Annotated in this window: 37 protein-coding genes; 11 read left to right on the forward strand and 26 right to left on the reverse strand. The window is 31.9% G+C overall.

The features are described from left to right. Nucleotides 1–184: 184 nt before the first annotated feature. The 6 genes from trpA to OEW78_RS04235 are packed head-to-tail and all read right to left on the reverse strand — an operon-like array spanning nucleotide 185 to nucleotide 5913. Nucleotides 185–985 (reverse strand): tryptophan synthase subunit alpha, encoded by an 801-nt coding sequence (trpA, locus tag OEW78_RS04210; protein WP_300324537.1) that lies wholly within the window; start codon nucleotides 983–985, stop codon nucleotides 185–187. Beyond that, entirely contained in the window at nucleotides 972–2162 is a 1191-nt protein-coding gene (gene trpB, locus OEW78_RS04215) for a tryptophan synthase subunit beta (RefSeq protein ID WP_300324540.1), read from the reverse strand. The genes trpA and trpB overlap by 14 nt, the downstream gene beginning before the upstream one ends. Then, on the reverse strand, nucleotides 2159–2935 hold the full coding sequence (locus OEW78_RS04220) for an indole-3-glycerol-phosphate synthase (protein ID WP_300324543.1): 777 nt from the start codon (nucleotides 2933–2935) through the stop codon (nucleotides 2159–2161). Before OEW78_RS04220 ends, trpB begins: the two co-directional genes overlap by 4 nt. Next, nucleotides 2928–3974, reverse strand: a complete 1047-nt coding sequence (gene trpD / locus OEW78_RS04225; protein WP_300324546.1) for an anthranilate phosphoribosyltransferase — start codon at nucleotides 3972–3974, stop codon at nucleotides 2928–2930. Before trpD ends, OEW78_RS04220 begins: the two co-directional genes overlap by 8 nt. After that, entirely contained in the window at nucleotides 3971–4567 is a 597-nt protein-coding gene (locus OEW78_RS04230; RefSeq protein WP_300324549.1) for an aminodeoxychorismate/anthranilate synthase component II, read from the reverse strand. Before OEW78_RS04230 ends, trpD begins: the two co-directional genes overlap by 4 nt. Next, nucleotides 4564–5913 carry a chorismate-binding protein gene (locus OEW78_RS04235; protein WP_300324552.1) on the reverse strand — a complete coding sequence of 450 codons (1350 nt, stop codon included), beginning with the start codon at nucleotides 5911–5913 and terminating at the stop codon, nucleotides 4564–4566. The genes OEW78_RS04230 and OEW78_RS04235 overlap by 4 nt, the downstream gene beginning before the upstream one ends. A 148-nt stretch (nucleotides 5914–6061) precedes the next feature. On the opposite strand from OEW78_RS04235, the gene OEW78_RS04240 reads away from it, so the two are divergent. Both OEW78_RS04240 and OEW78_RS04245 read left to right on the forward strand, forming a co-directional pair. Continuing rightward, nucleotides 6062–6226, forward strand: coding sequence for a hypothetical protein (locus OEW78_RS04240; protein WP_300324555.1), 165 nt, complete (start codon nucleotides 6062–6064; stop codon nucleotides 6224–6226). Between the two features lie 57 nt (nucleotides 6227–6283). Beyond that, complete coding sequence (locus OEW78_RS04245; protein ID WP_300324558.1) at nucleotides 6284–6637, forward strand: helix-turn-helix domain-containing protein; 354 nt, start codon at nucleotides 6284–6286, stop codon at nucleotides 6635–6637. Here the strand turns inward: OEW78_RS04245 and OEW78_RS04250 are convergent. Beyond that, complete coding sequence (locus OEW78_RS04250) at nucleotides 6634–9234, reverse strand: DEAD/DEAH box helicase (RefSeq protein WP_300324635.1); 2601 nt, start codon at nucleotides 9232–9234, stop codon at nucleotides 6634–6636. The two genes, OEW78_RS04245 and OEW78_RS04250, sit on opposite strands and share 4 nt — an antisense overlap. A 271-nt stretch (nucleotides 9235–9505) precedes the next feature. Between OEW78_RS04250 and OEW78_RS04255 the strand changes: the two genes are divergently transcribed. Together OEW78_RS04255 and OEW78_RS04260 are read left to right on the forward strand one after the other, a co-directional pair. Then, entirely contained in the window at nucleotides 9506–9922 is a 417-nt protein-coding gene (locus OEW78_RS04255) for a hypothetical protein (protein ID WP_300324561.1), read from the forward strand. 67 nt (nucleotides 9923–9989) lie between these two features. Further along, nucleotides 9990–10637 carry a PD-(D/E)XK nuclease family protein gene (locus OEW78_RS04260; protein WP_300324564.1) on the forward strand — a complete coding sequence of 216 codons (648 nt, stop codon included), beginning with the start codon at nucleotides 9990–9992 and terminating at the stop codon, nucleotides 10635–10637. An 11-nt stretch (nucleotides 10638–10648) separates the two neighbouring features. On the opposite strand, the gene OEW78_RS04265 is transcribed toward OEW78_RS04260, so the two are convergent. From OEW78_RS04265 to OEW78_RS04275, 3 genes are all read right to left on the reverse strand, one after another. Continuing rightward, on the reverse strand, nucleotides 10649–10945 hold the full coding sequence (locus tag OEW78_RS04265; protein WP_300324567.1) for a hypothetical protein: 297 nt from the start codon (nucleotides 10943–10945) through the stop codon (nucleotides 10649–10651). A gap of 159 nt (nucleotides 10946–11104) precedes the next feature. After that, nucleotides 11105–11314: a hypothetical protein gene (locus OEW78_RS04270; protein WP_300324570.1), complete on the reverse strand. Its 210-nt coding sequence runs from the start codon at nucleotides 11312–11314 to the stop codon at nucleotides 11105–11107. A gap of 282 nt (nucleotides 11315–11596) precedes the next feature. Continuing rightward, nucleotides 11597–11830, reverse strand: a complete 234-nt coding sequence (locus tag OEW78_RS04275; RefSeq protein WP_300324573.1) for a hypothetical protein — start codon at nucleotides 11828–11830, stop codon at nucleotides 11597–11599. A gap of 358 nt (nucleotides 11831–12188) precedes the next feature. Between OEW78_RS04275 and OEW78_RS04280 the strand changes: the two genes are divergently transcribed. Both OEW78_RS04280 and OEW78_RS04285 read left to right on the forward strand, forming a co-directional pair. Beyond that, nucleotides 12189–12362 carry a hypothetical protein gene (locus OEW78_RS04280; protein WP_300324576.1) on the forward strand — a complete coding sequence of 58 codons (174 nt, stop codon included), beginning with the start codon at nucleotides 12189–12191 and terminating at the stop codon, nucleotides 12360–12362. 37 nt (nucleotides 12363–12399) lie between these two features. Continuing rightward, on the forward strand, nucleotides 12400–12696 hold the full coding sequence (locus tag OEW78_RS04285) for a rhodanese-like domain-containing protein (RefSeq protein WP_300324580.1): 297 nt from the start codon (nucleotides 12400–12402) through the stop codon (nucleotides 12694–12696). A gap of 3 nt (nucleotides 12697–12699) precedes the next feature. Here the strand turns inward: OEW78_RS04285 and OEW78_RS04290 are convergent, their stop codons facing one another. Beyond that, entirely contained in the window at nucleotides 12700–13050 is a 351-nt protein-coding gene (locus OEW78_RS04290; protein WP_300324583.1) for a hypothetical protein, read from the reverse strand. A gap of 68 nt (nucleotides 13051–13118) precedes the next feature. Between OEW78_RS04290 and OEW78_RS04295 the strand changes: the two genes are divergently transcribed. Continuing rightward, a complete protein-coding gene (locus OEW78_RS04295) occupies nucleotides 13119–13349 on the forward strand; it encodes a hypothetical protein (RefSeq protein WP_300324586.1) in 231 nt (76 codons plus the stop codon). A 191-nt stretch (nucleotides 13350–13540) separates the two neighbouring features. On the opposite strand, the gene OEW78_RS04300 is transcribed toward OEW78_RS04295, so the two are convergent. The 7 genes from OEW78_RS04300 to OEW78_RS04330 all read right to left on the reverse strand — a co-directional run bounded on the left by OEW78_RS04300 (nucleotide 13541) and on the right by OEW78_RS04330 (nucleotide 17569). Then, nucleotides 13541–13696, reverse strand: a complete 156-nt coding sequence (locus OEW78_RS04300) for a hypothetical protein (protein WP_300324588.1) — start codon at nucleotides 13694–13696, stop codon at nucleotides 13541–13543. Between the two features lie 38 nt (nucleotides 13697–13734). Next, the gene (locus tag OEW78_RS04305; RefSeq protein ID WP_300324591.1) at nucleotides 13735–14781 is read right to left on the reverse strand and encodes a hypothetical protein; all 1047 of its coding nucleotides are present in this window, start codon (nucleotides 14779–14781) and stop codon (nucleotides 13735–13737) included. 381 nt (nucleotides 14782–15162) lie between these two features. Next, entirely contained in the window at nucleotides 15163–15630 is a 468-nt protein-coding gene (locus OEW78_RS04310; protein ID WP_300324594.1) for a hypothetical protein, read from the reverse strand. 482 nt (nucleotides 15631–16112) lie between these two features. Next, nucleotides 16113–16259: a hypothetical protein gene (locus OEW78_RS04315; RefSeq protein WP_300324597.1), complete on the reverse strand. Its 147-nt coding sequence runs from the start codon at nucleotides 16257–16259 to the stop codon at nucleotides 16113–16115. A 101-nt stretch (nucleotides 16260–16360) separates the two neighbouring features. Further along, a complete protein-coding gene (locus OEW78_RS04320) occupies nucleotides 16361–16714 on the reverse strand; it encodes a hypothetical protein (protein ID WP_300324600.1) in 354 nt (117 codons plus the stop codon). A gap of 20 nt (nucleotides 16715–16734) precedes the next feature. Continuing rightward, entirely contained in the window at nucleotides 16735–17322 is a 588-nt protein-coding gene (locus OEW78_RS04325) for a hypothetical protein (protein ID WP_300324603.1), read from the reverse strand. A 40-nt stretch (nucleotides 17323–17362) separates the two neighbouring features. Then, nucleotides 17363–17569: a hypothetical protein gene (locus OEW78_RS04330; RefSeq protein WP_300324606.1), complete on the reverse strand. Its 207-nt coding sequence runs from the start codon at nucleotides 17567–17569 to the stop codon at nucleotides 17363–17365. A 65-nt stretch (nucleotides 17570–17634) separates the two neighbouring features. Here OEW78_RS04330 and OEW78_RS04335 point away from each other — a divergent pair, with 65 nt between their 5' ends. Beyond that, nucleotides 17635–17889 carry a hypothetical protein gene (locus OEW78_RS04335; protein ID WP_300324608.1) on the forward strand — a complete coding sequence of 85 codons (255 nt, stop codon included), beginning with the start codon at nucleotides 17635–17637 and terminating at the stop codon, nucleotides 17887–17889. Between the two features lie 529 nt (nucleotides 17890–18418). Then, nucleotides 18419–18952 (forward strand): hypothetical protein, encoded by a 534-nt coding sequence (locus OEW78_RS04340; RefSeq protein ID WP_300324610.1) that lies wholly within the window; start codon nucleotides 18419–18421, stop codon nucleotides 18950–18952. A gap of 186 nt (nucleotides 18953–19138) precedes the next feature. On the opposite strand, the gene OEW78_RS04345 is transcribed toward OEW78_RS04340, so the two are convergent. From OEW78_RS04345 to OEW78_RS04360, 4 genes are all read right to left on the reverse strand, one after another. Next, entirely contained in the window at nucleotides 19139–19405 is a 267-nt protein-coding gene (locus tag OEW78_RS04345; protein ID WP_014965176.1) for a hypothetical protein, read from the reverse strand. Nucleotides 19406–19492: 87 nt separating this feature from the next. Then, nucleotides 19493–19624, reverse strand: coding sequence for a hypothetical protein (locus OEW78_RS04350; RefSeq protein WP_300324614.1), 132 nt, complete (start codon nucleotides 19622–19624; stop codon nucleotides 19493–19495). Nucleotides 19625–19750: 126 nt separating this feature from the next. Continuing rightward, nucleotides 19751–19990: a hypothetical protein gene (locus tag OEW78_RS04355; RefSeq protein ID WP_300324617.1), complete on the reverse strand. Its 240-nt coding sequence runs from the start codon at nucleotides 19988–19990 to the stop codon at nucleotides 19751–19753. Between the two features lie 62 nt (nucleotides 19991–20052). Next, on the reverse strand, nucleotides 20053–20370 hold the full coding sequence (locus OEW78_RS04360; protein WP_300324619.1) for a hypothetical protein: 318 nt from the start codon (nucleotides 20368–20370) through the stop codon (nucleotides 20053–20055). A 447-nt stretch (nucleotides 20371–20817) separates the two neighbouring features. On the opposite strand from OEW78_RS04360, the gene OEW78_RS04365 reads away from it, so the two are divergent. Beyond that, nucleotides 20818–21168 (forward strand): hypothetical protein, encoded by a 351-nt coding sequence (locus tag OEW78_RS04365; RefSeq protein ID WP_300324622.1) that lies wholly within the window; start codon nucleotides 20818–20820, stop codon nucleotides 21166–21168. A gap of 38 nt (nucleotides 21169–21206) precedes the next feature. Here the strand turns inward: OEW78_RS04365 and OEW78_RS04370 are convergent, their stop codons facing one another. After that, a complete protein-coding gene (locus OEW78_RS04370) occupies nucleotides 21207–21365 on the reverse strand; it encodes a hypothetical protein (RefSeq protein WP_300324625.1) in 159 nt (52 codons plus the stop codon). 147 nt (nucleotides 21366–21512) lie between these two features. Between OEW78_RS04370 and OEW78_RS04375 the strand changes: the two genes are divergently transcribed. Further along, nucleotides 21513–23195, forward strand: coding sequence for a helicase C-terminal domain-containing protein (locus OEW78_RS04375; RefSeq protein ID WP_300324637.1), 1683 nt, complete (start codon nucleotides 21513–21515; stop codon nucleotides 23193–23195). A 4-nt stretch (nucleotides 23196–23199) separates the two neighbouring features. Here the strand turns inward: OEW78_RS04375 and OEW78_RS04380 are convergent, their stop codons facing one another. From OEW78_RS04380 to OEW78_RS04390, 3 genes are all read right to left on the reverse strand, one after another. Continuing rightward, on the reverse strand, nucleotides 23200–23397 hold the full coding sequence (locus OEW78_RS04380; RefSeq protein ID WP_300324628.1) for a hypothetical protein: 198 nt from the start codon (nucleotides 23395–23397) through the stop codon (nucleotides 23200–23202). 387 nt (nucleotides 23398–23784) lie between these two features. Then, nucleotides 23785–24039: a hypothetical protein gene (locus tag OEW78_RS04385; RefSeq protein ID WP_300324631.1), complete on the reverse strand. Its 255-nt coding sequence runs from the start codon at nucleotides 24037–24039 to the stop codon at nucleotides 23785–23787. Nucleotides 24040–25080: 1041 nt separating this feature from the next. Then, the coding region (locus OEW78_RS04390) for a dihydroxy-acid dehydratase (RefSeq protein WP_366523032.1) at nucleotides 25081–25231 on the reverse strand (151 nt) is incomplete at its 5' end.

The following is a 25231-nucleotide window of genomic DNA, read 5'->3' on the forward strand; positions in this document are numbered from 1 at the left end:
ATCTTTACACTTGTAAATTTATTTCTCAGTTTCTAAATGATTTTTAGAGATCTCTGACATTGCTCTTTTATTTTTCTACGTGTAGTGTTTCATGAGAACTTCTAGTTAGGCGGTCATAACTGAAATCAAGTTCCCCTCCATGAAAGTTAGTATACTTGACCGCCAACTTTAACGGATATTTCCATTAAAGAATAGTTTGTTTTTTGAGACTTTTTGTAAATGTTGCAACTTTAGATTCAAGTTGATTTTGAGGTGTTTTCTCTATTAGTTTCAAATATGCACTTCCAACTATTACTGCGTCAGCTCCTGCTCTGATGTATTTTTTTACATCGTCTGGAGTTGAAATTCCAAATCCTACGCCTATTGGAATTTTACCTTTGGTCTGTTTTTTAACTTGTTTGATTGCATCTATTGTGTATTTTTTAATTCCTGTTTTTACTCCTGTAGTACCAAATACTGCAACAAGATACAAAAATCCTGTCGATGCCTTTGATATTTTCTGAATTCTGGTATTGCTGGTATTTGGTGATATTAGAAATATTGTATCTGCATTGTTCTTTGCTGCCTGCAAGTATTCTTTTGATTCTTCTACAGACATGTCTGGAAGTATAAATCCATCAATGCCTGCTTTTTTTGCTTCTGCAATAAATTCTGAATATCCTCTATGATATAGAATATTGGTATATGTCATTAGAACAAGTGGAGTGTCTGTTTCTTTTCTTATTTTTTTTACAAGGGTGAAAAAATTTGCAATCTTTGTTCCTTTTTCTAGTGATACTGTGCTTGCATTTTGAATTACAGGACCATCAGCTAGTGGATCTGAAAATGGAAATCCTAATTCTATAATGTCTATACCTCCTTTGATTAATCCTTTAACCGTAGACATGGTTGATTTTTCATTTGGAAATCCTGCCATGATATATGAAATTAGGGCCTTTTGGTTCTTTGCCTCCAGTTCTGCAAATTTTTCTTTAATTCTTGACATGTTTACTCAAATAATTTTGTACTTCTTCAATGTCTTTGTCTCCTCTCCCTGAAAGAGTAACTACTATTGACTCTGATTTTTTACTTTTTTTTGCAACTTTCATAGCTTCTGCAATTGCATGCGATGATTCCAAAGCCGGAATAATTCCTTCGGTTCTAGTCAATGTAAGAAATGCTTCAATGACTTCTGAATCTGTAGCTGAATGGTATTTTACTCGTTTATTGTCTTTATAGTATGAGTGCTCTGGGCCAACTCCTGGGTAGTCTAACCCTGCTGAAATACTGTGTGTTTCTGTAACTTGACCTTCTTTGTCTTGCAACAAATATGTCATCATTCCATGTAGCACTCCTTTGCTTCCTGCTGACAATGTTGCTGAATGCATTTTTGATTTTAATCCGTGACCTGCAGCTTCTACTCCGATAATCTCTGAATTTGTATCAACTAATGGATAAAAGGTACCGATTGCATTAGAGCCTCCCCCAACACATGCAATTACAGTATCTGGTGTTTTATTGTTAATTTTTTTCATCTGTGATTTTATTTCTTTTCCAATAACACTTTGAAAGTCTCTGACCATTACAGGATATGGATGTGGTCCCACTGCAGATCCTAGCAGATAGTATGTATTTTCCACGTTTGTAATCCAATCTCGAATTGCTTCATTGATTGCATCTTTGAGAGTTTTAGAGCCTGCTTTTACAGGATGTACTTCACAACCTAGCATATTCATTCGAAATACGTTTTGTTTTTGTCTAATCGTGTCTCTATATCCCATGTATACTTCTGCCTTCATTCCTAATGCTGCACATGCCATTGCTGTCGCTACTCCGTGTTGACCTGCTCCTGTTTCTGCAATGATTCTTTTTTTATTCATTTTTTTTGCTAAAAGTGCTTGTCCCAATGTATTGTTGATTTTATGAGCTCCCCCATGAAGCAAGTCTTCTCGTTTGAGATAGATTTTAGCACCTCCTATTTTTTCAGATAGGTTCTTTGCATAGTATAACGGTGTGGGTCTTCCTGCATAGACTTTGAGATAATAATCTAATTCTTTTTTGAATTTTTTATCATTTTTGAATTTAAGATAATTTTCTTCCAACTCTTCTATTGCAGGTACTAGTGTTTCTGGAATGTATTTTCCACCAAATTCTCCAAATCTGCCGTTTTTAGGATATTTCAATATGCATTCACCAATTTTCTTACTTGTTCTTCAATGTTGTCACTTTTCATAATGCTTGAGCCTATTAGAAATGCATCTGCTCCGCACTTTTTTAGATATTGTATGTCTTCAGGTGTATTAATTCCGCTTTCTGATAATATTGGCCTTGTTTTCTCTTCTCCTGAAAGAATGTTTTCTGTAGTTTTCAGATCAATCTCTAATGTGTCTAGATTTCTGTTGTTAATTCCGATTAAATCTGCTTTCGTGTTTAATGCATTCTTGAGTTCTTGTTTTGTATGTACTTCTAACAAAATTTTCAATCCTTGTTTATGTCCATAGTCTATAAACTCATCAATTTCTGAGAGAAATTTTTGATCATATAGTGATTGAATGACTAGCATGAAATCTGCTCCTATTTTCTTTGCTGCATCGATTTGGATTTTGTCAATCATAATGTCCTTCATGAGCATTGGAACTTTTACTGTTTCCCTTACTTTCATGAAATATTCTGGTGAGCCATGAAAAAGATGTGGCTGAGTCAAAACTGACAAGGCCTTTGAGCCTCCTGCAATCATTTGATTTGCTATGCTGACAGGATCAGTTAATGTTCTGATTTTTCCTAAAGATGGAGATGCAAATTTCACTTCTGTTAGTAATGTTGCATGAGTATTTGTCTTAATAATCTGAATAAAATCTTGATCTGATTTTTCTAAATTTGCATTAATATCATATACTCCATCATCAATTGCCATTTGAGAATTGTTTACAAGTTTTCGTAGAATATTTTCAGCCATTGGTTATCTCCTTTAGTTTTGCAATGTCTCCTGTATCTTGAACAAATTTTTCCAATAATGAAAATGCTTTTCCATTTTTTATTGTGTTTAGTGCTAATTCTACACCTTCTTCAAAATTTTTGGCAATGTTTGCAACAATTAATCCTCCGGCTGCATTTAATGCGGTGGTTTCAATCATGGATTGATTTGCAGTATTGTTTAACACTCCTACAAATGATTTCACAGCTTCTTCTTTTGTTTTAATTTGTATGTCTTGAAGTGACGATTTGTGTAATCCTAACACTTCTGGATCTATTGCATTCATTAACACTTTGTCATTTTTTAATATGCATACACGATTTGTTGCACTGGTAGAAAATTCATCCATTCCATCATCTGATCTTACTGTCATGATATTTTCTGCGCCTTTTCTTTTTAGAATCAATGGCAGTCTGTCCAAATATTCTATAGAGAATACTCCGACTAGCTGATTCTTTACCCCTGCGGGGTTTGATAACGGTCCTAGCAAATTAAATGCAGTTCTCTTACCTAGTTGTTTTCTGGCTACAGATACATGTCTCATTGCAGGATGAAATTTTTGAGCAAACATAAAACAAATGTTGTGTTTTTCTAAAATATCTGCAATTTTTGGAGGTTCTAAATTCAAATCATAGCCAAAATATTCAAAAATATCTGCACTTCCAGAAACTCCTGAACTTGAACGGTTACCGTGTTTGGCAACAATTCCTCCCACTGCTGCTACTACAAATGATGCTGTAGTTGAGATGTTGAATGTTTGGAGTTTGTCTCCTCCAGTTCCGCACATATCTATGACTGTCCCTTGATTTTTAGGCTCAATTTTGAGTGAAAATTCTTGCATTTTATCAAGCATTCCTAATAGCTCATCATCTGTTTCTCCTTTTTCTGAGAGACTGGATAGAAAATCTGCATTTTGAATATCGTTTGTTTTTCCTGACAGAACCTCTATCATCACTTGATTCATTTCATCATATGTTAGATCTGTTTTTTCTTGTAATTTTGTAATAAGATCTGAAATCAATTTTTTCTCTCCTTTACTTGTTTGATAAAATTATTTAGAATTTTTTTACCATCTTCTGTCATTATCGACTCTGGATGAAATTGCACTCCTTGAATCAAGAACTCTTTATGTTGAACCGCCATGACTTCTCCATCATCTGAAGCAGTTGCTGTTATTTCTAAACTGTCTGGAATTACGGTTTTGTCTCCAACTAAACTATGGTATCTGGTTGCTCTAAATGGATTTTTTACACCTGTAAATAATTTTGAATTTGTATGATCTACAGGACTGGTCTTTCCGTGTCTTACACATCCTGCGTTAGTTACTTTGCCTCCAAATGCATCTATGATTCCTTGATGTCCAAGACAAACTCCTAAAATTGGAGTTTTTTCTCCCATGTTTTTGATTACATCTGAACATACTCCAAAGTATTTTTTATCTTCAGGAGTGCCTGGACCTGGAGATATAATTATTGCATCATACTTTCTTTCTTTAATCTCTGATAATGTAATTTTGTCATTACGTATTACATCACATTCTACTCCCAGTTCTCCTAAATATTGAGCAATGTTGTAAACAAATGAATCATAGTTATCTATAATCAAAAATTTCAACTAGATGCCTCCTTTAATGCCTGAAGCATAGCTCCTGCCTTGTGCTCTGTTTCTTTGAATTCATTTTCTGCAACTGAATCTGAAACTATGCCTGCCCCTGATTGAATAAATCCCTTGTTGTTCTCAATGAATATACTTCTGATTGCAATTGCAAAATCACAGCATCCGTTGTAAGAAAAATAACCCACTGCACCTGCATATGGTCCTCTGGCTTCTGTTTCTAATTCTTCAATGATTTCCATGGCTCTAACCTTTGGCGCACCTGATACGGTTCCTGCTGGAAATACTGCTTGAAACGCATCAAACATATCGTTTTCAGGTGCTAAATTACCTACAACATGACTAACAATATGTTGTACATGACTGAATCTTTTAATCTCCATTAGTGATTCTGGATGAACGGTTCCATATTTGCATACTCGGCCTATATCATTTCTTCCTAAATCTACTAGCATTGTGTGCTCCGCTAATTCCTTTTCATCATTGATTAGTTCTTCTGCTAATGTCTTGTTTTTTTCTTCATCATCTGTAATTTTTCTGGTTCCTGCAATTGGAAATGTTTCTACTTTGTCATCTGTAATTCTTACTAGCATTTCTGGTGATGCTCCTATGATTGTTTTTGTTCCTTGTTTTAGATGATACATGTATGGGGATGGATTTAATTTTCTTAATGTCTTGTATAATGTTAAATCATCCCCATCCATGTCAAATGCAAATTTTCTAGATAACACAACTTGGAAAATATCTCCGTCATGAATGTATTTTTTTGCCTTGTTTACTATTTCAGAATATTTTTTTTCACCCATGTTCGGTGTTACTTCACTTGAATGAAATTCTCCAAAAGAACCTTCACCTATCACTAATTTATCAAATCTGTTTTCGTCATGATAAAAGTAGAATAATTTTTCATGTATTTTATCATACATTATTCCATCATCATAAATTCCAAATTCCATTAATGGTTGAGGAGAATTGTGAGTATCTGAAATATTTTCAACTAGTCTTATTGCATCATAGTTTACTACTCCTACTGCACCTCCTAGATATCTATAACTTTGATCATTTGATTTTCCTAATAATTTTTTTAATTCTATAAATGGCTCTGTCGTTTGAATGGTTTTAGTTTCATTATTTTCAATAATTTCTACTTTATCTGAATATCCTTTGAGAATTATTTTAGGATCAAAACCCATCACTGAAGTTTCAGCTAGAACTTCGGGACCTGTAAGAGATTCAAAGAGAAATGAGTGTGAATAGTTTCTTGAAATTTTATTATAAATTTGAAATTGATTTCCAGATAAATCTAGAGGTATTACTTTTGCTTGAGTCTTTCCAAAGGTGTCCACCCATAAACAAAATTCTGGTGGTTTATTATTTAAAGTGATGAGGTGATTCTGATCTGTTTGTTTTTGTGTGAAATTATTGATTTCTCAGGCTTCCGCATGTTACGGTATAGTACGGTACCTTTATAGTCTAGCTGATCGTATAATAATCATGCATAACATGCAGATTCTCAAAACTCGAAAAATATCCACTTCAGTCAGTAAAGTTGAGTGCTATGTTTGTGGAAAGGGTTTACAGGATGGGCATTCTATAATTGCAAAAACATTGCCTAATGGTATTGTTTTATTCTGTGATCTACATTATTCATTACAGTGAATGTGTCATATCTAAATGAGACAAATGTTCAATTATGAAATTTCGTTAATATGATACATGGTGTTAGTTGGTTCAGAAACTATTAATGGTGAAATCAATGAAATTTCAGATTCAATAAAATCAGTTCTAAAAAAATTTGGATTGACTGAAAATGAACTTAAGGTATATCGTCATCTGATAAGAAATGGCCCTCAACATGCAAATGAAATCGGAAAAAAATTAAAAATTTACAGAACAGAAACTTATCGTCTATTGAATTCATTACAACAAAAAGGCATGGTGAATATGATCTTTGATAAACCTACAAAGTTTGTAAGAATAGATTATGTTAAGGCACTAGATCATATCATTAACACACAGATTAACACACTAAACGAACTTGTAAGAAATTCTTTGTTACAAAACCTTTAAACTTTTTGAAAAGACATAAGAAATTCTTTTGCTCCTTTCTTTGATAGTTCCTTATTTTTGGTTTGACAATAACCTGTAGTAAATGTACATTTGGGACATCCTCCCCAATCATCATCCTGATTTTTTTCTGTTGAACAATCACAATCATTTATCAAAGAGAAAGATGTATTGAGAACTTTTTCAAATTCGTCAAAAACAATTTTACTGCATCCATTAAATCCATCTGACGAATTGTCGTACAAGTAGATTATCCCTTTGTCATAGTATGAATCAATGTCGCTAGATTCTGATTTTGTTAGGATTTTGCTTGCGTTTACTAGTACGTGAGCAATCGTATGTACTCTGGAATCATTGGCAATTGGACTCTTGGAATTTGGGATTGATTTTGATAGGAATTCTGAAGGTATGGTTATGCTTACTGCTGAGTGTTTTGATTTCCAGTGGAAATTTCTCCAGCCCGATATGCTACTTCCATTATGCATTGTGAATTTGTCTGCTGATTCATTATAGTTTCCTTTCATATATCCCGTAATTGTTCTGTCTAGAGAAATTATTCCATATCTTAAAGATATTTTTTTATTCTTTACTGTGATATCTCTATGCTTTGCCTTGCCTTCGGAGGTCTGAATGATGTTTGTTTTGACAATGGGCATTGTCCTCTTGCCTTTTTCGTTTGTTCTTACAAGGTATGCTCTTGCCCCGTTTTGAGATTTAATTAGAGAATTTACTTCATAATTTTGCTTGTTAAAGTGATAAATTGCCTTTTGGTGTAGTTGATAATATCCTACAGGAACTCCTCTGGTGCCTATTTTTCTAGAATTATAATAAATGCTAATTTCTCCTGATGTCCCACGTAAGTTAATGCTATTTGCAAAATCAAAAAATTGGGATTTATCTGATTCTGTGGCAGATATTTCTTCTATCTCTGCTGACTCTATATGCTTCTCAGAGATGATGGGGTTTTTCTTGTTGATTGGTATGATATGATCTTGTTTTAGATATTCATCAATATGGCGTGCAAAATAATGACATGCTGCATCATCAGGATCAAATACACATATGGCATATGATTTCTGACCCATACGTCCTGCTCTTCCAATTCTTTGAATAAATGAATCAAATTCATTTTTGAATGCAGATATTACCACATCTACATGTCCTATGTCAATTCCCAATTCTAATGTTGGTGTACATGAAAGAACATCAAGTTCACCTGCCTTCATTTGAGATTCGTATAATTTTCTATCTCTCTGATCTAGCCCTCCTCTGTGAATTTGAATTCTTATTCCATCATTTGCATTTTCAACATTTGATGCAAGAAATTCAGCATCATTATGAGAATTGCTAAAAACTAACTGGGTTGATTTGTTTTTGTAACATATGGATGATAACATCTCCATTGTTGTCCTCTGTTTGAATTTTCTAGGCATTATGAAAAACATGTGCATATTTTGTTTTCTTCTAAATTCACTTTTGATATATGAAAATGAACTTTCAGGTAAATCAAACATGTTTGAAAAAAATTCTTTTGAATTATCTAATGTCGCTGATGACCCTATGAATTGAACTTTGCCCATGTATCGCTTCATTCTTTTTAGAACGTGATATACGTTTGATCCATGAAAACTTGTATAGGAGTGGGCCTCATCCATTACTATGATTTTTGCATTCTTGAATAATTCATTCCATTTCTTATCTTGTAAAATTAGGTGATAATTGATAAAATCAAAATTTGTTGCAATGATTAATGATTTTTCATTTGCATCTGAGATTATCCTGTCTTTGTATTCTGTACTCTGACCTCCATGAATGGAGTATATTCCCACTCTGTTGTCTAGTTTGCATTTTCGAATTAAATTTGATATTTTTGATACTTGATCATCAATTAGTGCATTTAGTGGGTATACTAGCAAAGTGAAAACTCCTGGTGTTGGATCTTCTGAAATTTTTTGAAGAATCGGTATGGCAAATGCTTCTGTCTTTCCTGATCCTGTAGGAGCTGAAATTATTGAATTATTTCCTTTGAGAATTTTCCTGATGGATTCTTCCTGAAACGGCAAAAGTCCTGTGAATCCATATTTTTCTAATCCTTTGATGATATTTTCTGATAGTATATCCTTTAAGGACTCAATTGGAATTTTATCTGCTTCTGGTGCAATCAATCTTTCGTAATGAATAAGCGCAAGAGACTCTTCTTTGTGACCTTGAACTATTTCTCTTATGATGTAGTCATTGTCGATTAGTGATTTTGGAATCTTATTTATGTCAAAAAGAATACTTTGTGGTATTGGAATTTTTGTGACTGGTTCTTTTTTCTCTGGTCTTACATATTTTTTAATTTCGTCTGGAAAATATTCTCCTGATTCTGATGGACCTTCACATCTATGTGGCTCATCTGTTCTTGAATCAATTGGAATGAACTTTCCGCTGTCTGACTTGAATCCTTCATCCCAATAAATTTCCGCACCACATCCTTTGGAGCATTGTTTTGTTCTGCCAGAGTAATTTACTCCATATGTTGGAGTTTTGATCTGAATTTTTTCTGGATTGCATTTTGGGCATACCCATGGACCTCCAACATCTTCGTAACTCTGCACCAATCTGGCATCGCAATTTTGACAAAATTTCATGAATGAAATCTTTAACTCATTTACCATTAATGAACATATGATATTCTATGATTACCAATGAGATCTTTTCAAACATACTTAAGACTCTGTATTGTGTATGTATCATATGGGATGGAAAAAAACACTGAGTAAATTTTGTGTAATGAAAAAGGTTAGAGACAAGGCTAATGAGCCTGATGACCAAGAAGAATCTTGAATTTTTATTAAAAATTATTAATAAAATCTACAAAGTTTTGTTATGCCGTTAGATAAAATGACAAACCCTGAGGAGTTTGTATTAACACATGATTCTACTGTTTTGCATACTAAAGGCAAGCCTGTTGCTTGCATAATTGATAAAAATCTTGACAATGAGTCAAGATATGCATCTCTTCCAAACGATCCTAGTCTTAAGGCTAGCTTGATGGGTTTTTTGAACAAACATGATGATTTGGGATTGTTAATGGGATTCAAACTAAAAATACAAACTAATACTGATTTTTTTGAGTATACTGTTTATCCAAATGATGAATTCATAGATTGTGTAATTTTCGATGAATCTATTTTCATTATCAATGAGAAAATGGAAAATCTCTTTAGTTTGAGAAGAATAGTTACTGATCAATTTGTTAAAACTAGATCTGAATTTGAAAAATTTAAACAAATGATGAAATGATCTGTATTTTTCCAAATGATTCAATAACTGCTAATCTCTGAAATTTTTATTGGTAAATTTTGCACAAATGCTAAAGATTAGGGAGCCTGTGCTTTTGGACAGAGAAGATGGACATTGGTATCAAACAAAATTCGATAAAATTTATCCTTCAATTAGTACGATTTTGTCTGCTACTGCACCTGAACATAAAAAAAATGGATTAGCGATTTGGAAAGAAAATGAGCCTGCCCATGAATACATAACCAAACAAGCTCAGGATGTTGGCACACAATCCCATAAAATTATTGAAGATTATTTGAGCAATAATTTATCTTTAGAAGAATTTGATTTGCTGCCTATTGCTCATTTTGATAATCTCAAACCTTTTTTGGAGAACATCTCTGATGTAACCTGTATAGAACAAAGAATGTATTCAGACAAATTACGGGTGGCAGGAACTAGTGATTTAATTGCTGAATACAATGGAGAACTTTCAATTATTGATTATAAAACAAAAAGAAAGCCTCAGGTTGATGAATACATGTATGAATATTATTTACAAACTACATGTTATGCTCAGATGTTTGAGGAAGTAACAGGCCGTAAAATCAACCAAGTTGTGATTCTAGTCAGCAGTGAGAAGAATACTAGACAAGAATTTATCAAATCGTGTGATGATTATGTTCAACCAATGCTAGAGCGTGTAGAGAAATATTATTTGAATAGTTTGCAATAACTTAGGCTAATTTATCGAGTTTTTTGTCTAACGCCTGTACCTGCTTTGTCAAGTCTTTGAATGTCATCTATCCTTTCTGGTTTTTCATTGAGAGTTCTTATTTTTCCGTTTGACCAATCAAGCATGGCCTCGAGAATCTCTGTTGCTTGCCTTGATCTGCCTGCCAAATCTTTGATATTCAATATATTTTTCATTTTCGCATTATCTGGATGAATTATCATTTCCCCGGATTTGAAGATTCTATACTGTTGCTGGGTGACTGCATCACTAAAATTTAACAAAAATAATCCATGTATGGCGTTTTCCATTTTTTCAGAATAATTCATTTTTTACAGATTTTTTTATCATTTGTTCTAATGTAGTGTTTTTATTAAAACCATCTTCAAGTTTTAATGGGTTTATTATTATTTTCAGAAATTTCTTTATTGCGTCTAAATGTAAGTTGATATAAGATGATTCAGAAAAAGTCAAAAAAGATTAATCTCGTCTTGTTTAGTTTGAAATAAATCTAGTTTAGAAATTAATTCACTAATTGAATGTGAAAATGCTTTTTTGATTTGCATAAAATTTCTAAAAAATTCTTCATCGTGATATTCTTTGTTAAATCGAATTAGTCCTTTTGACTCTGTATCGTTTAAAATCAACCGCGTTGCTTTGTAATTTGGATCAAAACTCATTATTTTTTTGAATTTTCTGTAAACTTAAGCATATTGCTTGATTTTGATTATTAGATTATAAAAAAATGAATTGATCCCGAGCTGTTACTTTGTAGAAATTAAAAGGAGATGATTATCTCTTAGGTTTCTTATTTCAATAATATGAAAACTCAAAAAGAAATACAATTGCTGAAAATGGAATTGATGAATACATTGAAATCTGCAGATAATGGATACTATGGATTATCCCTTGAAAATTTAGTTCAAAATAATTAATAAAATTGCATTCTTCAAAAATATTTATCAATTAACGCCTTTTCTTCTTACTCTTTTTTCATTTGAAAGAGGAGTGGTTTTTTCAAATTCTTCTTGTTTCCTTCTTACTTCATCTCTTTCTTTATCTGTTTGTTCACGTAAGATGACATCATCCATATCTGCAAAATTTTTACATTTTTTGCATAGCCACATAGTCTGTTTTTCTGCTTCATGGTGTTCTGGTAATCGTCGACTGTTACATTGTTTGCAAAATAATGGCATAATGATACTGTAAGAATTGTTAACTTAAGCGTATTGGCTCTGAATTTCTTTTTGATTTTTTCTGATTCTTTTGCTGTGATAAATTACAACATCTTTAAGTTCACTGTCTTTATAGAATCAAAAGGTTCTATAGCATGGATAAAGAATGGTTAAGAGTAAAAAGCGGTAGGAGCAAAGGCTGTAAAGATTGCATTAATCATAGATGTATTCCAAGTAGTTGTACATGTGACTGCCATAAATGATTTTAAAATCAAATTGTTTATTGTAAAAAATTTGCTTTCCTTGGCATATTAGCACAAGCTAATTAGGATAATCTAATTTTCATACCGTTTAAATCCTATTTTATGCAAACTAATTCATGAAACAAGATTCATGCAGACGCTGTGGACATGAATTAGAAGTTAATACAAAATGTAAGATTTGTAATGAGGCAAATCAATTTTTTTGTCATGAATGTGGATACCTTACTGAAGAACAGATTCACTTCAAATGTATGATGATCAACATGGACAATTCATTGCTTTCAAATTAAAATACAGAAATAAATTATAGTTTATGGTTTATGATGTATGGCAAATAAAATTACTGCAAATGTACTAAAATCACAAAAAAATGATTTTGTAATAATTGATGTCCGAGAGTCTGATGAACTTGAAAATGGAAAAATTGAGAACTCTATCCACATGCCTTTGGGATTGAGCATTAGAAATGCAAAGAAAAAACAGATTGAAGATCTAAAGGACAAGAAAATCTGTACTTATTGTGGAACTGGTTATAGGGGAAACATTGCAGCTGATGAACTAGTAAAAGAAGGATTTAATGCAGTTACCTTGGAAGGTGGCTACCCTTCATGGAATCAATCCTAATTTTTATTCATTCCAAATTGGCTGTGTTTTTAGCCATTTAATTAAATCTCTATACAAATTACTTTTTTGCATATTTAGAACCCCAATCTCAAGATTGGTGGATGATTTTACGGTCTTTGTATAATTGTCATAAACTGCAAAAATAATTTTGTCCAAGAACATTTCATTTTGCATCTCTTTTTTAGCCAACTCTTCTGATTCTGTCATGGCAAAACTGGCAAATAGCACTCCGTCAACCCAGTAGGCATTTGCTGCTTCTAATGATGACATCATGCCGATTAGATCATCCAGATTAAGTTTAATCATGTCTCTAACGTATATTCTGTCATATGGTTTATGGACAAATTCTGTCATGATGTTTCAATTTGATATCTACTAATAAATTATGGAAATTTTATATCTGGTTTTTATGAAATTGCATTGTGAGTGAAAAATCTGAAGAATTATCCGAACATGATATGTTTGTAACTGAATTCCCAAAAAAAGGATTTGGGCTAGTTGATTATCTTCAAGGCAGGGTTCATTTTTCTTTAATGGATCAAATGAAACTGATGCACAAATCTGGAATGTCTCAAACTCAAATCAAAGAAACAATACTTGCAAGTGTATCTGAGATACTAGATAACTTTGAACCTGAATCAAAAAGTCCTTGATTCCATTTTTAAAGATTCTACCATGATTATCTTGTGACATTGACAATGACAATTAGCATGTGGCATATCCTTATACATTCTGTATTTGCATTCTTTCGTATGTTCTAACATTGTCAATTTGAGTAATCTTCAATATTTTCTTTTGAATTTAAAAATTTATTAATGAATTTTTTGTCGCATAAGGCCTGTAATTACGATGCTGATTTACATTCAAAATATTCTACGATTGCAGTATTGAGATCTTCAAGTATCTGCTGATCTGTAAAACCTGATTCTTCAAGTAGTTTCCAAGATTTTTCTATCTGTTCTTTAAGAACATACAGAGTTCTTTTGTCATCGCAGTGCATGTTTATCTAATTTGAAAATAGAATTTAATCTTTGAATTCTATATTGTTGACTCAGCAGGAATGGAAATCTTCTTTTTTGCAATTTTTACTGCTATTATGCCTGTAATTGCACTTGGTATACTCAACACTGCAAACCATATTGCCAAAGTTTCTGAAAATTCTGTAAGCAATGAGTATCCTGAGACTTCGCTGAATACATAAAATTGAATAAAAGACATTCCTACAAGAGGCATACTGTTTACAATAAATACTGCTCCTACTATTCCTCCTGCAATTTCTTCCTTGAATTTGTTGATTCTGATTTTATTATTCATTATTGCATCTCCGATAATCGCAGTAATCATAGGTACTACAAACCACGATATGAATCCCCAAAGATCTTCATTTGGTATCACATTTGCTGTAATGTTCATGATGATTAATCCTGCAACTGCCATACTTGCCCACCCAAACCCTTTCATTGATTTTACTGCTCCCCAAAAAATCAAAGTGCAAAAAAATGGTATTGTTATACCCAGAATAATTACTCCGGCGTATGGATCAGGATTTAGATTGATTGTTTCTCCATTGGAAATTGGTAAACCAAATTGAAATGCAAACGCAATCACAATAAACCATAATGCCGAAAATCCTACAGTCAATGATGGTTTTACTGCTTTGAAATTGTGTGGAGTCAACCTTGTCAATCCTACAATTATGCCGACTGACTGAATCAAAATACCTGTAATTAGTGTGAGATGTGTTGGACTAAGTAATCCATCCGTTCCAAATAGTTCGTGCCATAAATAATCTGAAGGCCCTGCAACAATTTGGATCATACTTCCAATGATGATTAATTTTAAACCCAACGCAAATGATTTATGGCGAATTTCTTTGTCCTTGCCAATAATTCCCAATGCTATGATTGCTGCAATCAATGATATTCCAACTCCTGAATACAGTACACCATGTGGAGGCGTAAAAAATGACTCAGGGGCTCCTATCGCATGACTAGTGATGTCCCAACTTCCGCCCCAAATCTCTAAAACACTACCAAATAATGATACGATTAAAACGATTAAAACAATCTTTGACGTTAATTTCATACAGCAAGACAAAAAAATTACTTTATGAATATTGTGAATTAAAAATTAAATCTTTGGAAATTCCTAAATCTGGTCACTGATGGTTTTAGATTTCTCTATTTTATACCAATGATTTGGATTGCAAATTGAATTAAAATTAGTTATTTTATTCATCTGAAACAAGCCATGAGAGGCCAATTGCTTCTCACCAGTTTAATTGATTGTTATTATCTTCATGTTTTCTTTTGGCAAAATTTCTATTTAATAACAATGAATGATTTATCAGTACGATTTCTTAGTACAAATTAGTAGTGATTCTTTATATTGAATTTGAATTATGATAGTTACCCGACCATACCTGGTGACGATTCAAATCCTAGATTCATTTTGAATCTCACCTTTTTAATTTTGAGAATTTACGGTTTTTTCGTAATAGTATTCTTGTTTCTTCAAATCTTTCTCAGAAATAATTCTGCATTTTCGAATTGGGACTAACCGTGAAATTTGTTCGTATGTATTCATATCCCTTACATCTGCAGCATATGCAATTTGCAACAGTGGTGATTTTTCTTCAATCATTGGTTTTGCTTGCTCATATCCTCCACTTTGCCTCATTCCTGTTCTAAATAATCCTAAATGGCTATTGTTTTTTGAAATTAATGGATCTTGATATACGCAAATTGCAAACTCGTCATTTTCTTTCTCAATAATTGTCAACCTGGTAAATTTATCACTCCATTCCTCGATTTCTTTAGCAATAGAAATTGCCTCTTTTTTATCCTCAAATACAGTGGATATGACTAACCTGTCTTTTTCATATGCCCATGATATTCCGTAGAAATTTTTTTTCCAATCAATATCTAATGACATACTTCTTATCAAAAAATTATCAAAATAATGCTTTCTAATTAATTTCCTATTTTGGTCTGATATTATGATAGAATCTTCGCACAACATCAAAATCTATATTGACTATGATTCTAACAGAAATCTCTGACACTTCTTTTGTGATTAAAAAATAATCTATGGTACATTAATGGGCATCCTTTCACAATTACACTCATCTCTTTTTCCACAGTATGGACAATTGCAATCACAATATAGCAATGCCTGATTACACGAGTCACATTTTGTGTATTCTGCAAAATCTTCTCTCATGTTGTATATTTGTAAAAATCATTGATAAGTGTCCTTTTGAAAAATCTGAATATTAATTATCTTTTTTCTTTCAAATTAAACAAATGTTTGAAGAATATCTGATTCTTTTTTTATATCTCAAGCCTGTATGATTATTGACGCCTTCGATTAGTGGTCTCGGCATGCTATAAATGACTGCTATTCCAAGACGTTGATTAATGTTTCTTCAATAGTGCGTCTTGAGGAGATTTATCTTTATTTGCCTCCCAATGCCAATTATGATGTTTTTTCCAATGGGATTCTAATTCTTCAGTTGTAGGTTCTTTTCCTAAAGGAGTACCACATAATTTACACTGAATCATTTTTTACCTCTTTATGTTTTTTCTTTTTTGATTTTAAAATTGGATGACATTGTACAGGTAAATTATCATCATTCATAATTCAATTATAAATTAAATTTAAATTAAGAGTTTGCTTTTTGTGCTGGCTTTTTTTTAGAATGTTTTTTCGTTTCTCTTGATTTGACTCTTTTTCTTTTTCTTTCTAAATCTAAAATTGAATATGTCTTTCCAGTTTCACAAAGTTTCATTTCTCCAGAATATTCGTCATGAATTGAATCAAATAATCCACTTGAAAGTAATTCTCCCACAATACCCCATGCCATGTCTTCAGAAATTTCAAATTTGTATGATATGGTTGAAACTTTTGTAAAATAACCATTTTTAGAATTTCTTAAAACAAATTGCTCGACTTTTTGCTCTGTAGTCAAACTGGGTTCTCTTTTTTTGAAATTTCTGTATGGTTTTCTTTCTGACATTATTATCCTATTTTCTTGTTTTATTCCTTAGCATTAAGTGTGTCCGGATCATTGTTACCTGGCATATATTTGTCTCCTAACTTGTTTTTCATTTCCTCATCAAACTCTTCTTGTAATCTGGTGAGATAGATTTCTGCTTCTGTTTCATCTTCTGGAATTCCTGTGTCTATATCGAAATTAAATCCTGTTGCCAAATGATAAAATTCTTCAAAAAATTCCTTACAGTCTATCACATCTGCTTTTTCATCAATTATTGTTACTAAGCAATCATTTTCCATTCTAAAATTAAGGCAAATTTCTTCTTCTATCATTACATCTACTATGACTGACATAAGATACGCAACGAATTTTTTCTCTAATTTTCCCTTGCCTTTATTTGCAATCCATAACTCTTTTCCCTCTAAAAAATTCTCAAATGTTCTAACGATCATGCCTCGAATTTCTGAATCCTGATATGATAATTTAGATTTCCATGATTCAAATTTTCCTGGTTCTGCATATGCTGCATCAAATGTAAGTTCTTCATTAATTTGTTCAAATTCCCAAATTTCCTTATTGGTCCACATTGGTGAGAATTCTGCAATTAGATTTCTTGTAGTCAGATTCAATAAAATTCCTATTCTTCTCTATAGTTTATTCTTATCTTGATCAGTTACTTATTCCTGATTTCAGAAATTCAAGTGTGCATTCTGCTAATTCTTTACTTGAATGTTTTTTTATGTCATGTTTACAGTTTGGACAAATACCTGTTTCTTCTTCAGATAATCCTCCTCCTACTTGTTTCATACAACATTCCATTAATTCATCTGTTGAATGAGATTCCATTGCAAGCTTACATGTGGGACATTCAGTCAAATTGATATAGTTTAATGAAAATTACATTATTAATAAATTATATTTAATTCAAGATTAACTCTTGTGTGAATAATCAAGAAAAATTTCAAAATAAATTACTTTGTACTTGTAATGAAAATGTCTATTTTGAGATTATTGGCGATATAGAATGTGATTGGGGAAACCATGTTGTTATTCAATGTCCTAAATGTGAAGAATTGTTTTCAGTGGATTGTGAATGTCCTGCGTTTCAAAACATTTCAAATCTGTTAAAAAATAACCCTTCTTTGTTTTCTAATTCAGAAAAATTAGATTATATGAAAAATTCTCATCCAAAATAAAAGTTACTCATGAATAAAATCAGCAATTAATATTGAACAATAAAATCCTCTGATTAAAAAATTAATCAGATTTTAAATTGTATTGTCTATAATTTTGAAATCTTTTCTTAACTGAATAATAAAACCAATCCTATGACTAATGCAGTTACTGAAATTCCCATCCATATGTAAAATTTTGTCATCATCAATATCCTTTATTTTTATCGAAATTAATAGTTTGGAATTAAGAAAGCAAGCAAGTTTTCTATCCATTTTCATCGACCCTTTGGGGGTTACGTGTGGATACCAAACCCGCAAACACCTTGCTTTCGTAATTCTTACTGCTTGATGTCTTCAAAAATTCTTAAAATAAAACATGTCTTGAATTCTTATCAAAAAGGGTTGAAAAAATGATCCATTTCCAATTCTTGATATGTCCGAACCTGTGATTTTATAAATGTCAGGGTTGCCTGAATCTGTATGCCTAATACTGCAAACTAATCTCAAATCACACACGAATAATTTTATTCTCAATGAGCTAGACTTTGGCATGGCTGATAACACATTGCAATGGTCTCCTGATTTTGCTTTAAAATGGTCTGACTTTCAAGCCGAATCCAATCCTGCAGTTTTTGAGGATTCTCACAGTGTCATAAAATACAGATTTACTTGGACTGTAAATTCTGAAAAAATTGATGATCAGATCGTTTTTCTTATTGAGGATATTCGCCTTTTTGCCGAGTTTAATCCCTTGCTCTCTTGGGTGAGATTATCTGCAGCCACTGATTTGTTACTACATCACGAACAAGGAAATTTTGACCTTGCTGAATTGATTAAAAATGAAAACATGTTCAAATTACAAGAACAATTCAACGGAAAATATTTTCCGACTAGAGGCAAAAATGAAGAACAAAGAAGACAGTTTGCAAAAGAAGATTCTGGAAAAATGATTAATGCAGAGGTAGAAAAATTACAACAATTATACGATGAAAAATCTTTACAATATCACAAGGAAACAAATTATGGTGTTGATACTAAACGCCAATTTGAGTATGATTTGACGTTTAAACAATTAAGACAATAATTTGCATTGCCGTCTGATTTCTTATATGCTTACCTTATAATTTTAGTTATGGAAACTGCAAAAATTCCAAAATTCAAGTGGTCTGAACTGTCTGATCTTAATTCTGGGCACACTCCAAATGAATGGGGGATGAAAAAAAGAAAATCAAATCAATTCAAATGTGTCATATACTGTATCTTGGGATGATTAAGTTCTATTTTCAATTATTTTATTTTCAGGAATTGAATTAATGTAATTTACTAAACTTCTATAATATTTTAAATGAAATTCCAAATCTCTGATTTCTGTTTGTTTTAATTCTTCAAGTTCTGGACCGAAATCTGTATTGTTTGTTTGTATGTGGTTTAGTGTAGTTTCATTAACCTCAATCATGTGAAAAAGACTATGTAATACTTCTCCTTTGGTAAGTGTTCTGTCGCATGATTTTTGTAATATTTTTTCAACCCAATCCATACTTCATGCTAAAATAATTCTTATATCCACTCCAGAATTGGAAAAAGTCTTACCTTTACTCTATTTTTTTTGTCTATTCTAAAACGTTTATTTTTTTTGAGCCTGTTTTTTCCTATCCATTACTTCCTTGTTTCGTTCGATATCTGAATGCACTTCGACATGTTCGTATAGTTCTTCTTTTGATTGAAATAATTGTTCACAGTAATAACATTGATGCATTGCTGTAATACGGATATCTAAGATAAATTGCTTTACTTGAAGAATTCAAAACTCATTCCTAGATTACTCTTCTAAATTTAATATCTAAGAATTTTGAAAATAATATGGTTGATAATCTAAAGTAGACTATCTACCATTTTCTGCTTTAACTTTTGCTGCAAGATCTCCGAAAGGATCCTCGTGCCATTGCTCTTTGTTCAATTTGACCATTCCTAATTCTGATTCAAAGACCCCTTGTTCTGCAGCTGGTGCCCGTACTGCATCATCTCGAAGATAATTCTCTTGGTTATCGTGTGCATAAACCATTATTCCTGCTAATGCAGCTACTCCGATTGCAATACCGGCATATATTATTGCGTTTGACATGAAAATCCATGGTGATTTTTTATATTAATCAAGTAAGACTACATTGCAATGCAGTGTAATTCTTAGTGTGTCTCAATTTTGATCTCTGAGTTACATCTGGGAATCTCTCCAGTCTCTTTCTTGAATTCTTCAATCAATCTTAATTGCACCTCTTTTGGATTTTCATCAAATATTCTCTGGTACAGTGAAGTTTTTTGCATACATTCACTTCCATCAAATTCCGTATTCACATAATTTGCAAATGTTTCTTCTAGATTGTCTGTATATCCAATGTATATTGGATCTTTTTTTCTATTATACAGAACATATACTCCTGGACTTGGTTTAACATATTGTGCACTATCTGTCCATACTCGCATTTTGTCATCTAATAATTCCATATCTTATCTTGTTGATACTAGATATTAAACAAGTTTCTCTTTTTGATATCAAGTACCATCAATCCTTATATTGATAATATAATGACAAGTTCAAAAATGAATTCAATGAGACGGGAATAGACAAGCTTAAGTTAACTCAGAATTTAGAGAAACATGATTCCCAAAGGAGGCATACCTGGAATATGTGAAGATTGCAGGGAACACATAACATATTCTAAAAAGTCCATGCAAAGTCATTCAGAATTATTGAAAAAACATCGATGTCCAAAGTGTGGACATTTTGCATTAAAAACACTGAGCACCGATTTGTGATTATCATGTGATTTCTTAACAATTTTGAAAATTCGTGTCAAAGGAGAGAATGACGTCTCGACGCTCTTTTCTCTCACTTACACTAATCTAGTATAACGAAATTTGTATTTAAGATCATGTGTGTTCTAAATTCTGATGTATAAATATGGTCTAGTGAATTTCAAGATAATGTCCACAATTATGAAATCTAAATTAAAATTCCTTCTAATTCTCCCCCTACTTGCAGGGATAATTTATTTTGGAACTAGTGTATCTGATTTTGACATATTGGAAAGTATGGATACGCAAAAATGGATGTTAGAGCAATTTGCAATAAACTATGAAGCAATGATGATTGCATGTAGTAAAGATAATCTTGATCCTGAAGAACTACAATCATGTCTTGATGCATTTGTCGAAGTAAAAGAATTCTGTGCAACTCAGAATGCGGATCAATGTGGAGATGAAAACATGGATCAATTGGAACAGAAATTGTTAGATATTTAACGTCCTTATTTTTTCATGTTTTAATTCATAATGTCAAATTATGGAAAACTACCATCATCTAGTAATTCTTTGTAAATTGTTTTTTCTAAACGTGTTTCTGCTGCCCCGCATTTACTGCACATCCCTGTATCTTCTGGGTTTGTTTTCTTTTTCTTTTCACATTCCACGCATTTGTGAATCCCTTTTTTGAATCCCATGTTGATTTTTTTAATATTGATAATAACTATATTTGGAATTTTTGATCGATGATCTTTTTTAAAGAAAACCTAGACATTGAATTGGTTACAAATACAATGATATCACGAGAACCTTCATGCTTTTAATATTGAACATGAAGAGATGTAATCCTGTCTTTATTAGAAAAATTTCCAGATCAATTCACACCTAGAGATATTCAAAAAGAAATTTTATCACAAATTGAAGAAAAATTAAAGTCTGGATTCAAAAAAATCATTCTGTGTGCTCCAACAGGAGTTGGCAAATCTCTTGTAGGGGCAACTGTTTCTAATTATTTTGATAGTTCTTTTACGGTCACTGCATCAAAACACCTTCAAGATCAATACATCAAAGACATTCCGTTTTTAAAACCTGTAAAAGGAAAACAAAATTTTCCTTGTCTAAAATTAATGGCTTCAGAAAAAGTTGACAATGAAAGAAGAGCGATGAGATGGGGGTTAACTTGTGATAAGGGTGAATGCCAGGAAAGAGTCAACAAAAATGGAAAAGAAGTCTTTGAAGTTTGCAAATTCAAGCCTACCATAAATCAGGTTGAAGAAAATACTCAGGATTCCCCTTCTTGTCATTATTATATGCAAAAGTACGATGCCCTAGTTTCAAAACACTCTCTTTGGAATTATCATGCATTTTTTACTATCATGAAATTTAACAAAAAACTCTTTGAAGAATACCTTGATAGAAAAATAACTGTATTTGATGAGGCTCACAAAATTGAAGACCAAATAATTCAGTTTGTTGGATTTGATATTTTTAGTGGTCAAATAGATGAATGTAATCTCAATTCAGAAAAATATGATTTCACTGATTTAGATTCAATGATACAGCTAACTGACGATATGGCTTTTTCTTATGCCAAAAAAATAAAAGATATCAAAGAAAGTGCTGCATTTCAAAATAATCCTGATTATGAATTGATTACAGGATTGGAGCGCAGACATGACAGATCTACCCAAGCAAAAATCGACATTATGTCTGACAAGGATAATTTTATTGTAAATAATCCTGTCAAAGATTTGAATGGTAATTTCAGAATAATTTCTGTAAAACCTATAGATGTTTCAAAGTTTGCAAATTCGTTTTTTGAAACGGAATATCAGATTTTCATGTCTGCCACTATAGACAAATCCAGTTTTTGTGAAAACATGGGATTGAGACAAGATGATGTTGCATTTGTTGATACCCAAAAATCTCCATTTCCAATAGAAAATAGAAGCATTGAACTTCTTAACATTAGAAGATTAAGTTATGGTTCTACTGAAGAGGATGAACTTGAAGTAATTAAAACGATTGACCGAATTATGGATGAGCATTCTGATGAACGAGGATTGATTTTAACTTCATCTATCCCTCGCTGTCAAAAAATTATTAGATATCTGTCTCATAAAAACACTCAAAGAATCAGAATTTGTCACAGTAAAAACAAAGATGGGAAAACACAAGATGAGGTAATCTCAGAACATGCTACTGATCCTACAGGCGTTTTGCTTTCTTCTTCATTATGGGAAGGAGTTGATCTGAAAGATGATTTGTCCAGATTCCAGATCATCGCCAAGGTTCCATATCCAAACTACACTGAAAAAAGAACAAGGGCAAAAATGGATAAATTTCCTTTGTGGTATACCTCCCAAACTCTTACAAAAATATTGCAAGGATTTGGTCGTTCGATTAGAAGTGAAGATGACTGGGCAAAAACATATGTTTTGGATACTGCAGTAAACAATGTATTTTTTAAAGGACAACAAATGATTCCAAAGGCATACTATGATGTTTTAGGAATGGACAATGTTTGAACAATTACTTTCTATCTGCACAAGCACATCTGACATATACCATTTTGAATTCCCCATTTGTTTTTACATTGTGTGACATTGGTTTTCTGCATTGTTGACATTCTGTAAATCCAAAATACTCTTCTACTTTGATTAATTTGTAGTCCCAAGATTTCTTCTCTTCATTCCAAAAAACAGAATTTATTTCTGATGGGCCTTCCATGTTTTATTGAAACTATTTTCATTAATTAATTTTCTATGGGTTTAGATTTTTGAAATCTAGACATTTTTGATCAAACTCATTCAGGTATTTTTTTGCATTAATATGAGAGTCAATCACGTATATCTCACATGTTTCTGAATCAATTAACTGAGATGCGTTGTTGCTATTTGTCACAACCTGTAATGCAAGGATGCTGACCAATGCGATTATTACAATAATGGCAAATTTGCTTGAGTAAATATCCATAATTATTATTCAGTGATTTTTAACTCAACTATAATCCTTGGGTAAATTCTTGATACACTTAACCTGTAGTAGGCCAAAGTATACAAAAAAGTAAACCTGTTCGCACTAAATTTTGTTTTTTAAAAAATATAAAAAATTAGATTATTTTTCTAAGCATGATTTGCATAATTTTTCATTAATCATGCTATTTTTTGGAATAAATTCATTTTTACAATTTGTACATACATTAAGTAACCTTAGTCCCTTGATTGTGCTTTGATTGTTTTTGGTATTAATTTTTAGTTCATTTGACTTTTCAATAGATTTTGAACTATCACTCATTCCTCTAATTACATCATCTAATTTGTTGATATCTTCTACTGATAGTTGTATCTTAAACTCCTTATCTCTAGACATCTTATCTCTTTTCTTAACATCCAAATTAAATTAATGTATAAAATAAATCCAATTTCATTTTAAATTCTTGTATTTTGTTTCTTATTGAAACTATACTAGTTCTTGCAGACTCATATATTGCAACGACTAGACGTGTTTTCATTTTTTGGCAGATGAATTTTTTCATGTTCTCGAACCTTATCAAAAGTATATGATGTTCCTTCCCATTGAAAACTACATTTGGCACAATTGTATTTCACTTTGTATTGCCTTCTTGTTTCTTTTCAGATTCTTTGACTGCATTTACATTGTCTGTGGTATTTGTTTTACAAGAACCAACTCTCATTTTTTCAATTATTTTTTTAAACATGCTGTTATTTGATTCTCTATGGTATATACTGACGTATTTGACAAATTTCATGCCTGAATATCTATAGATTTTTCATTTTTCTATAATGATATTACATTAGTATATATTGCGTGTGTCTATCTATATAGACATGACAAATCAAGAAAATAACCCAACAACAGTTGTCGCTGACGACAAGAAAAAAGAAGAGCCAAAAAAAGAAGAAGCTCCTCCAAAATCTGACAAATAGATATCACCTTTCCCTTCTTTTCTAGGGTGATTATGTAACAAGAAATAGAAATAATTTAGATTCAAATCCTAGATGTTTGAACCCTGTTGGAATTAAAACTACAAAGGTATACATGAACGATAGGGAAATAATTGATATGACTAAGAAATTACCTCATGGACATAACATTGGTGGCGGCAATAGACAGAAAAGACGTCAAGAGTTTAAAAAAAATAAATCTAATTAGAATTAGCGATTTTTGTTAGAATATTTTTTCATTTTTGCAATAGTGTTTTGATGATGCTTTTGTCCTGATTAATCCTCAAAAACTGATCACTGGAATCAAAGTATGATCAATAGAAACGTTAGAGAAGACCTGTAGTAGACAACAGTAATTTCATAAACAAAAGTTATTTTTTCTTTCTGTTATCTCTGATGTATATTGTAGATCGTGATCTATAAAGCTTGTGGATATATTGTTCATCTATGGGTTTGCAGATGTGATTGCCCCATGTGCTGCCGAGCCTACAAGTGTTGCATATTTTGCAAGTGCACCTGATGTGTAATTGGGCTTTGGTTTTTTCCATTCGAGTCTCCTTTTTGCCAATTCTTCTTCTGAAACATGAAGATCAATT

The sequence above is a fragment of the Candidatus Nitrosopumilus sp. genome (assembly GCF_029882185.1).
Classification (GTDB): domain Archaea; phylum Thermoproteota; class Nitrososphaeria; order Nitrososphaerales; family Nitrosopumilaceae; genus Nitrosopumilus.

What these genes read in the sequence shown, in the direction of transcription:
- OEW78_RS04355 (WP_300324617.1), bottom strand. Translation starts at nt 19,990, where the DNA reads ATGTCAAACGCAATAATATATGCCGGTATTGCAATCGGAGTAGCTGCA.
- OEW78_RS04345 (WP_014965176.1), bottom strand. Translation starts at nt 19,405, where the DNA reads ATGGATTGGGTTGAAAAAATATTACAAAAATCATGCGACAGAACACTT.
- OEW78_RS04365 (WP_300324622.1), top strand. Translation starts at nt 20,818, where the DNA reads ATGTATAAATATGGTCTAGTGAATTTCAAGATAATGTCCACAATTATG.
- OEW78_RS04320 (WP_300324600.1), bottom strand. Translation starts at nt 16,714, where the DNA reads ATGTCAGAAAGAAAACCATACAGAAATTTCAAAAAAAGAGAACCCAGT.
- OEW78_RS04360 (WP_300324619.1), bottom strand. Translation starts at nt 20,370, where the DNA reads ATGGAATTATTAGATGACAAAATGCGAGTATGGACAGATAGTGCACAA.
- OEW78_RS04350 (WP_300324614.1), bottom strand. Translation starts at nt 19,624, where the DNA reads ATGCATCAATGTTATTACTGTGAACAATTATTTCAATCAAAAGAAGAA.
- OEW78_RS04370 (WP_300324625.1), bottom strand. Translation starts at nt 21,365, where the DNA reads ATGGGATTCAAAAAAGGGATTCACAAATGCGTGGAATGTGAAAAGAAA.
- OEW78_RS04340 (WP_300324610.1), top strand. Translation starts at nt 18,419, where the DNA reads ATGGCTGATAACACATTGCAATGGTCTCCTGATTTTGCTTTAAAATGG.
- OEW78_RS04240 (WP_300324555.1), top strand. Translation starts at nt 6,062, where the DNA reads ATGCATAACATGCAGATTCTCAAAACTCGAAAAATATCCACTTCAGTC.
- OEW78_RS04275 (WP_300324573.1), bottom strand. Translation starts at nt 11,830, where the DNA reads ATGCCATTATTTTGCAAACAATGTAACAGTCGACGATTACCAGAACAC.
- OEW78_RS04310 (WP_300324594.1), bottom strand. Translation starts at nt 15,630, where the DNA reads ATGTCATTAGATATTGATTGGAAAAAAAATTTCTACGGAATATCATGG.
- OEW78_RS04260 (WP_300324564.1), top strand. Translation starts at nt 9,990, where the DNA reads ATGCTAAAGATTAGGGAGCCTGTGCTTTTGGACAGAGAAGATGGACAT.
- OEW78_RS04265 (WP_300324567.1), bottom strand. Translation starts at nt 10,945, where the DNA reads ATGGAAAACGCCATACATGGATTATTTTTGTTAAATTTTAGTGATGCA.
- OEW78_RS04290 (WP_300324583.1), bottom strand. Translation starts at nt 13,050, where the DNA reads ATGACAGAATTTGTCCATAAACCATATGACAGAATATACGTTAGAGAC.
- OEW78_RS04305 (WP_300324591.1), bottom strand. Translation starts at nt 14,781, where the DNA reads ATGAAATTAACGTCAAAGATTGTTTTAATCGTTTTAATCGTATCATTA.
- OEW78_RS04315 (WP_300324597.1), bottom strand. Translation starts at nt 16,259, where the DNA reads ATGATTCAGTGTAAATTATGTGGTACTCCTTTAGGAAAAGAACCTACA.
- OEW78_RS04300 (WP_300324588.1), bottom strand. Translation starts at nt 13,696, where the DNA reads ATGCACTGCGATGACAAAAGAACTCTGTATGTTCTTAAAGAACAGATA.
- OEW78_RS04245 (WP_300324558.1), top strand. Translation starts at nt 6,284, where the DNA reads ATGGTGTTAGTTGGTTCAGAAACTATTAATGGTGAAATCAATGAAATT.
- trpA (WP_300324537.1), bottom strand. Translation starts at nt 985, where the DNA reads ATGTCAAGAATTAAAGAAAAATTTGCAGAACTGGAGGCAAAGAACCAA.
- OEW78_RS04380 (WP_300324628.1), bottom strand. Translation starts at nt 23,397, where the DNA reads ATGGAAGGCCCATCAGAAATAAATTCTGTTTTTTGGAATGAAGAGAAG.
- OEW78_RS04280 (WP_300324576.1), top strand. Translation starts at nt 12,189, where the DNA reads ATGAAACAAGATTCATGCAGACGCTGTGGACATGAATTAGAAGTTAAT.
- OEW78_RS04270 (WP_300324570.1), bottom strand. Translation starts at nt 11,314, where the DNA reads ATGAGTTTTGATCCAAATTACAAAGCAACGCGGTTGATTTTAAACGAT.
- OEW78_RS04385 (WP_300324631.1), bottom strand. Translation starts at nt 24,039, where the DNA reads ATGTCTAGAGATAAGGAGTTTAAGATACAACTATCAGTAGAAGATATC.
- OEW78_RS04220 (WP_300324543.1), bottom strand. Translation starts at nt 2,935, where the DNA reads ATGGCTGAAAATATTCTACGAAAACTTGTAAACAATTCTCAAATGGCA.
- OEW78_RS04285 (WP_300324580.1), top strand. Translation starts at nt 12,400, where the DNA reads ATGGCAAATAAAATTACTGCAAATGTACTAAAATCACAAAAAAATGAT.
- OEW78_RS04255 (WP_300324561.1), top strand. Translation starts at nt 9,506, where the DNA reads ATGCCGTTAGATAAAATGACAAACCCTGAGGAGTTTGTATTAACACAT.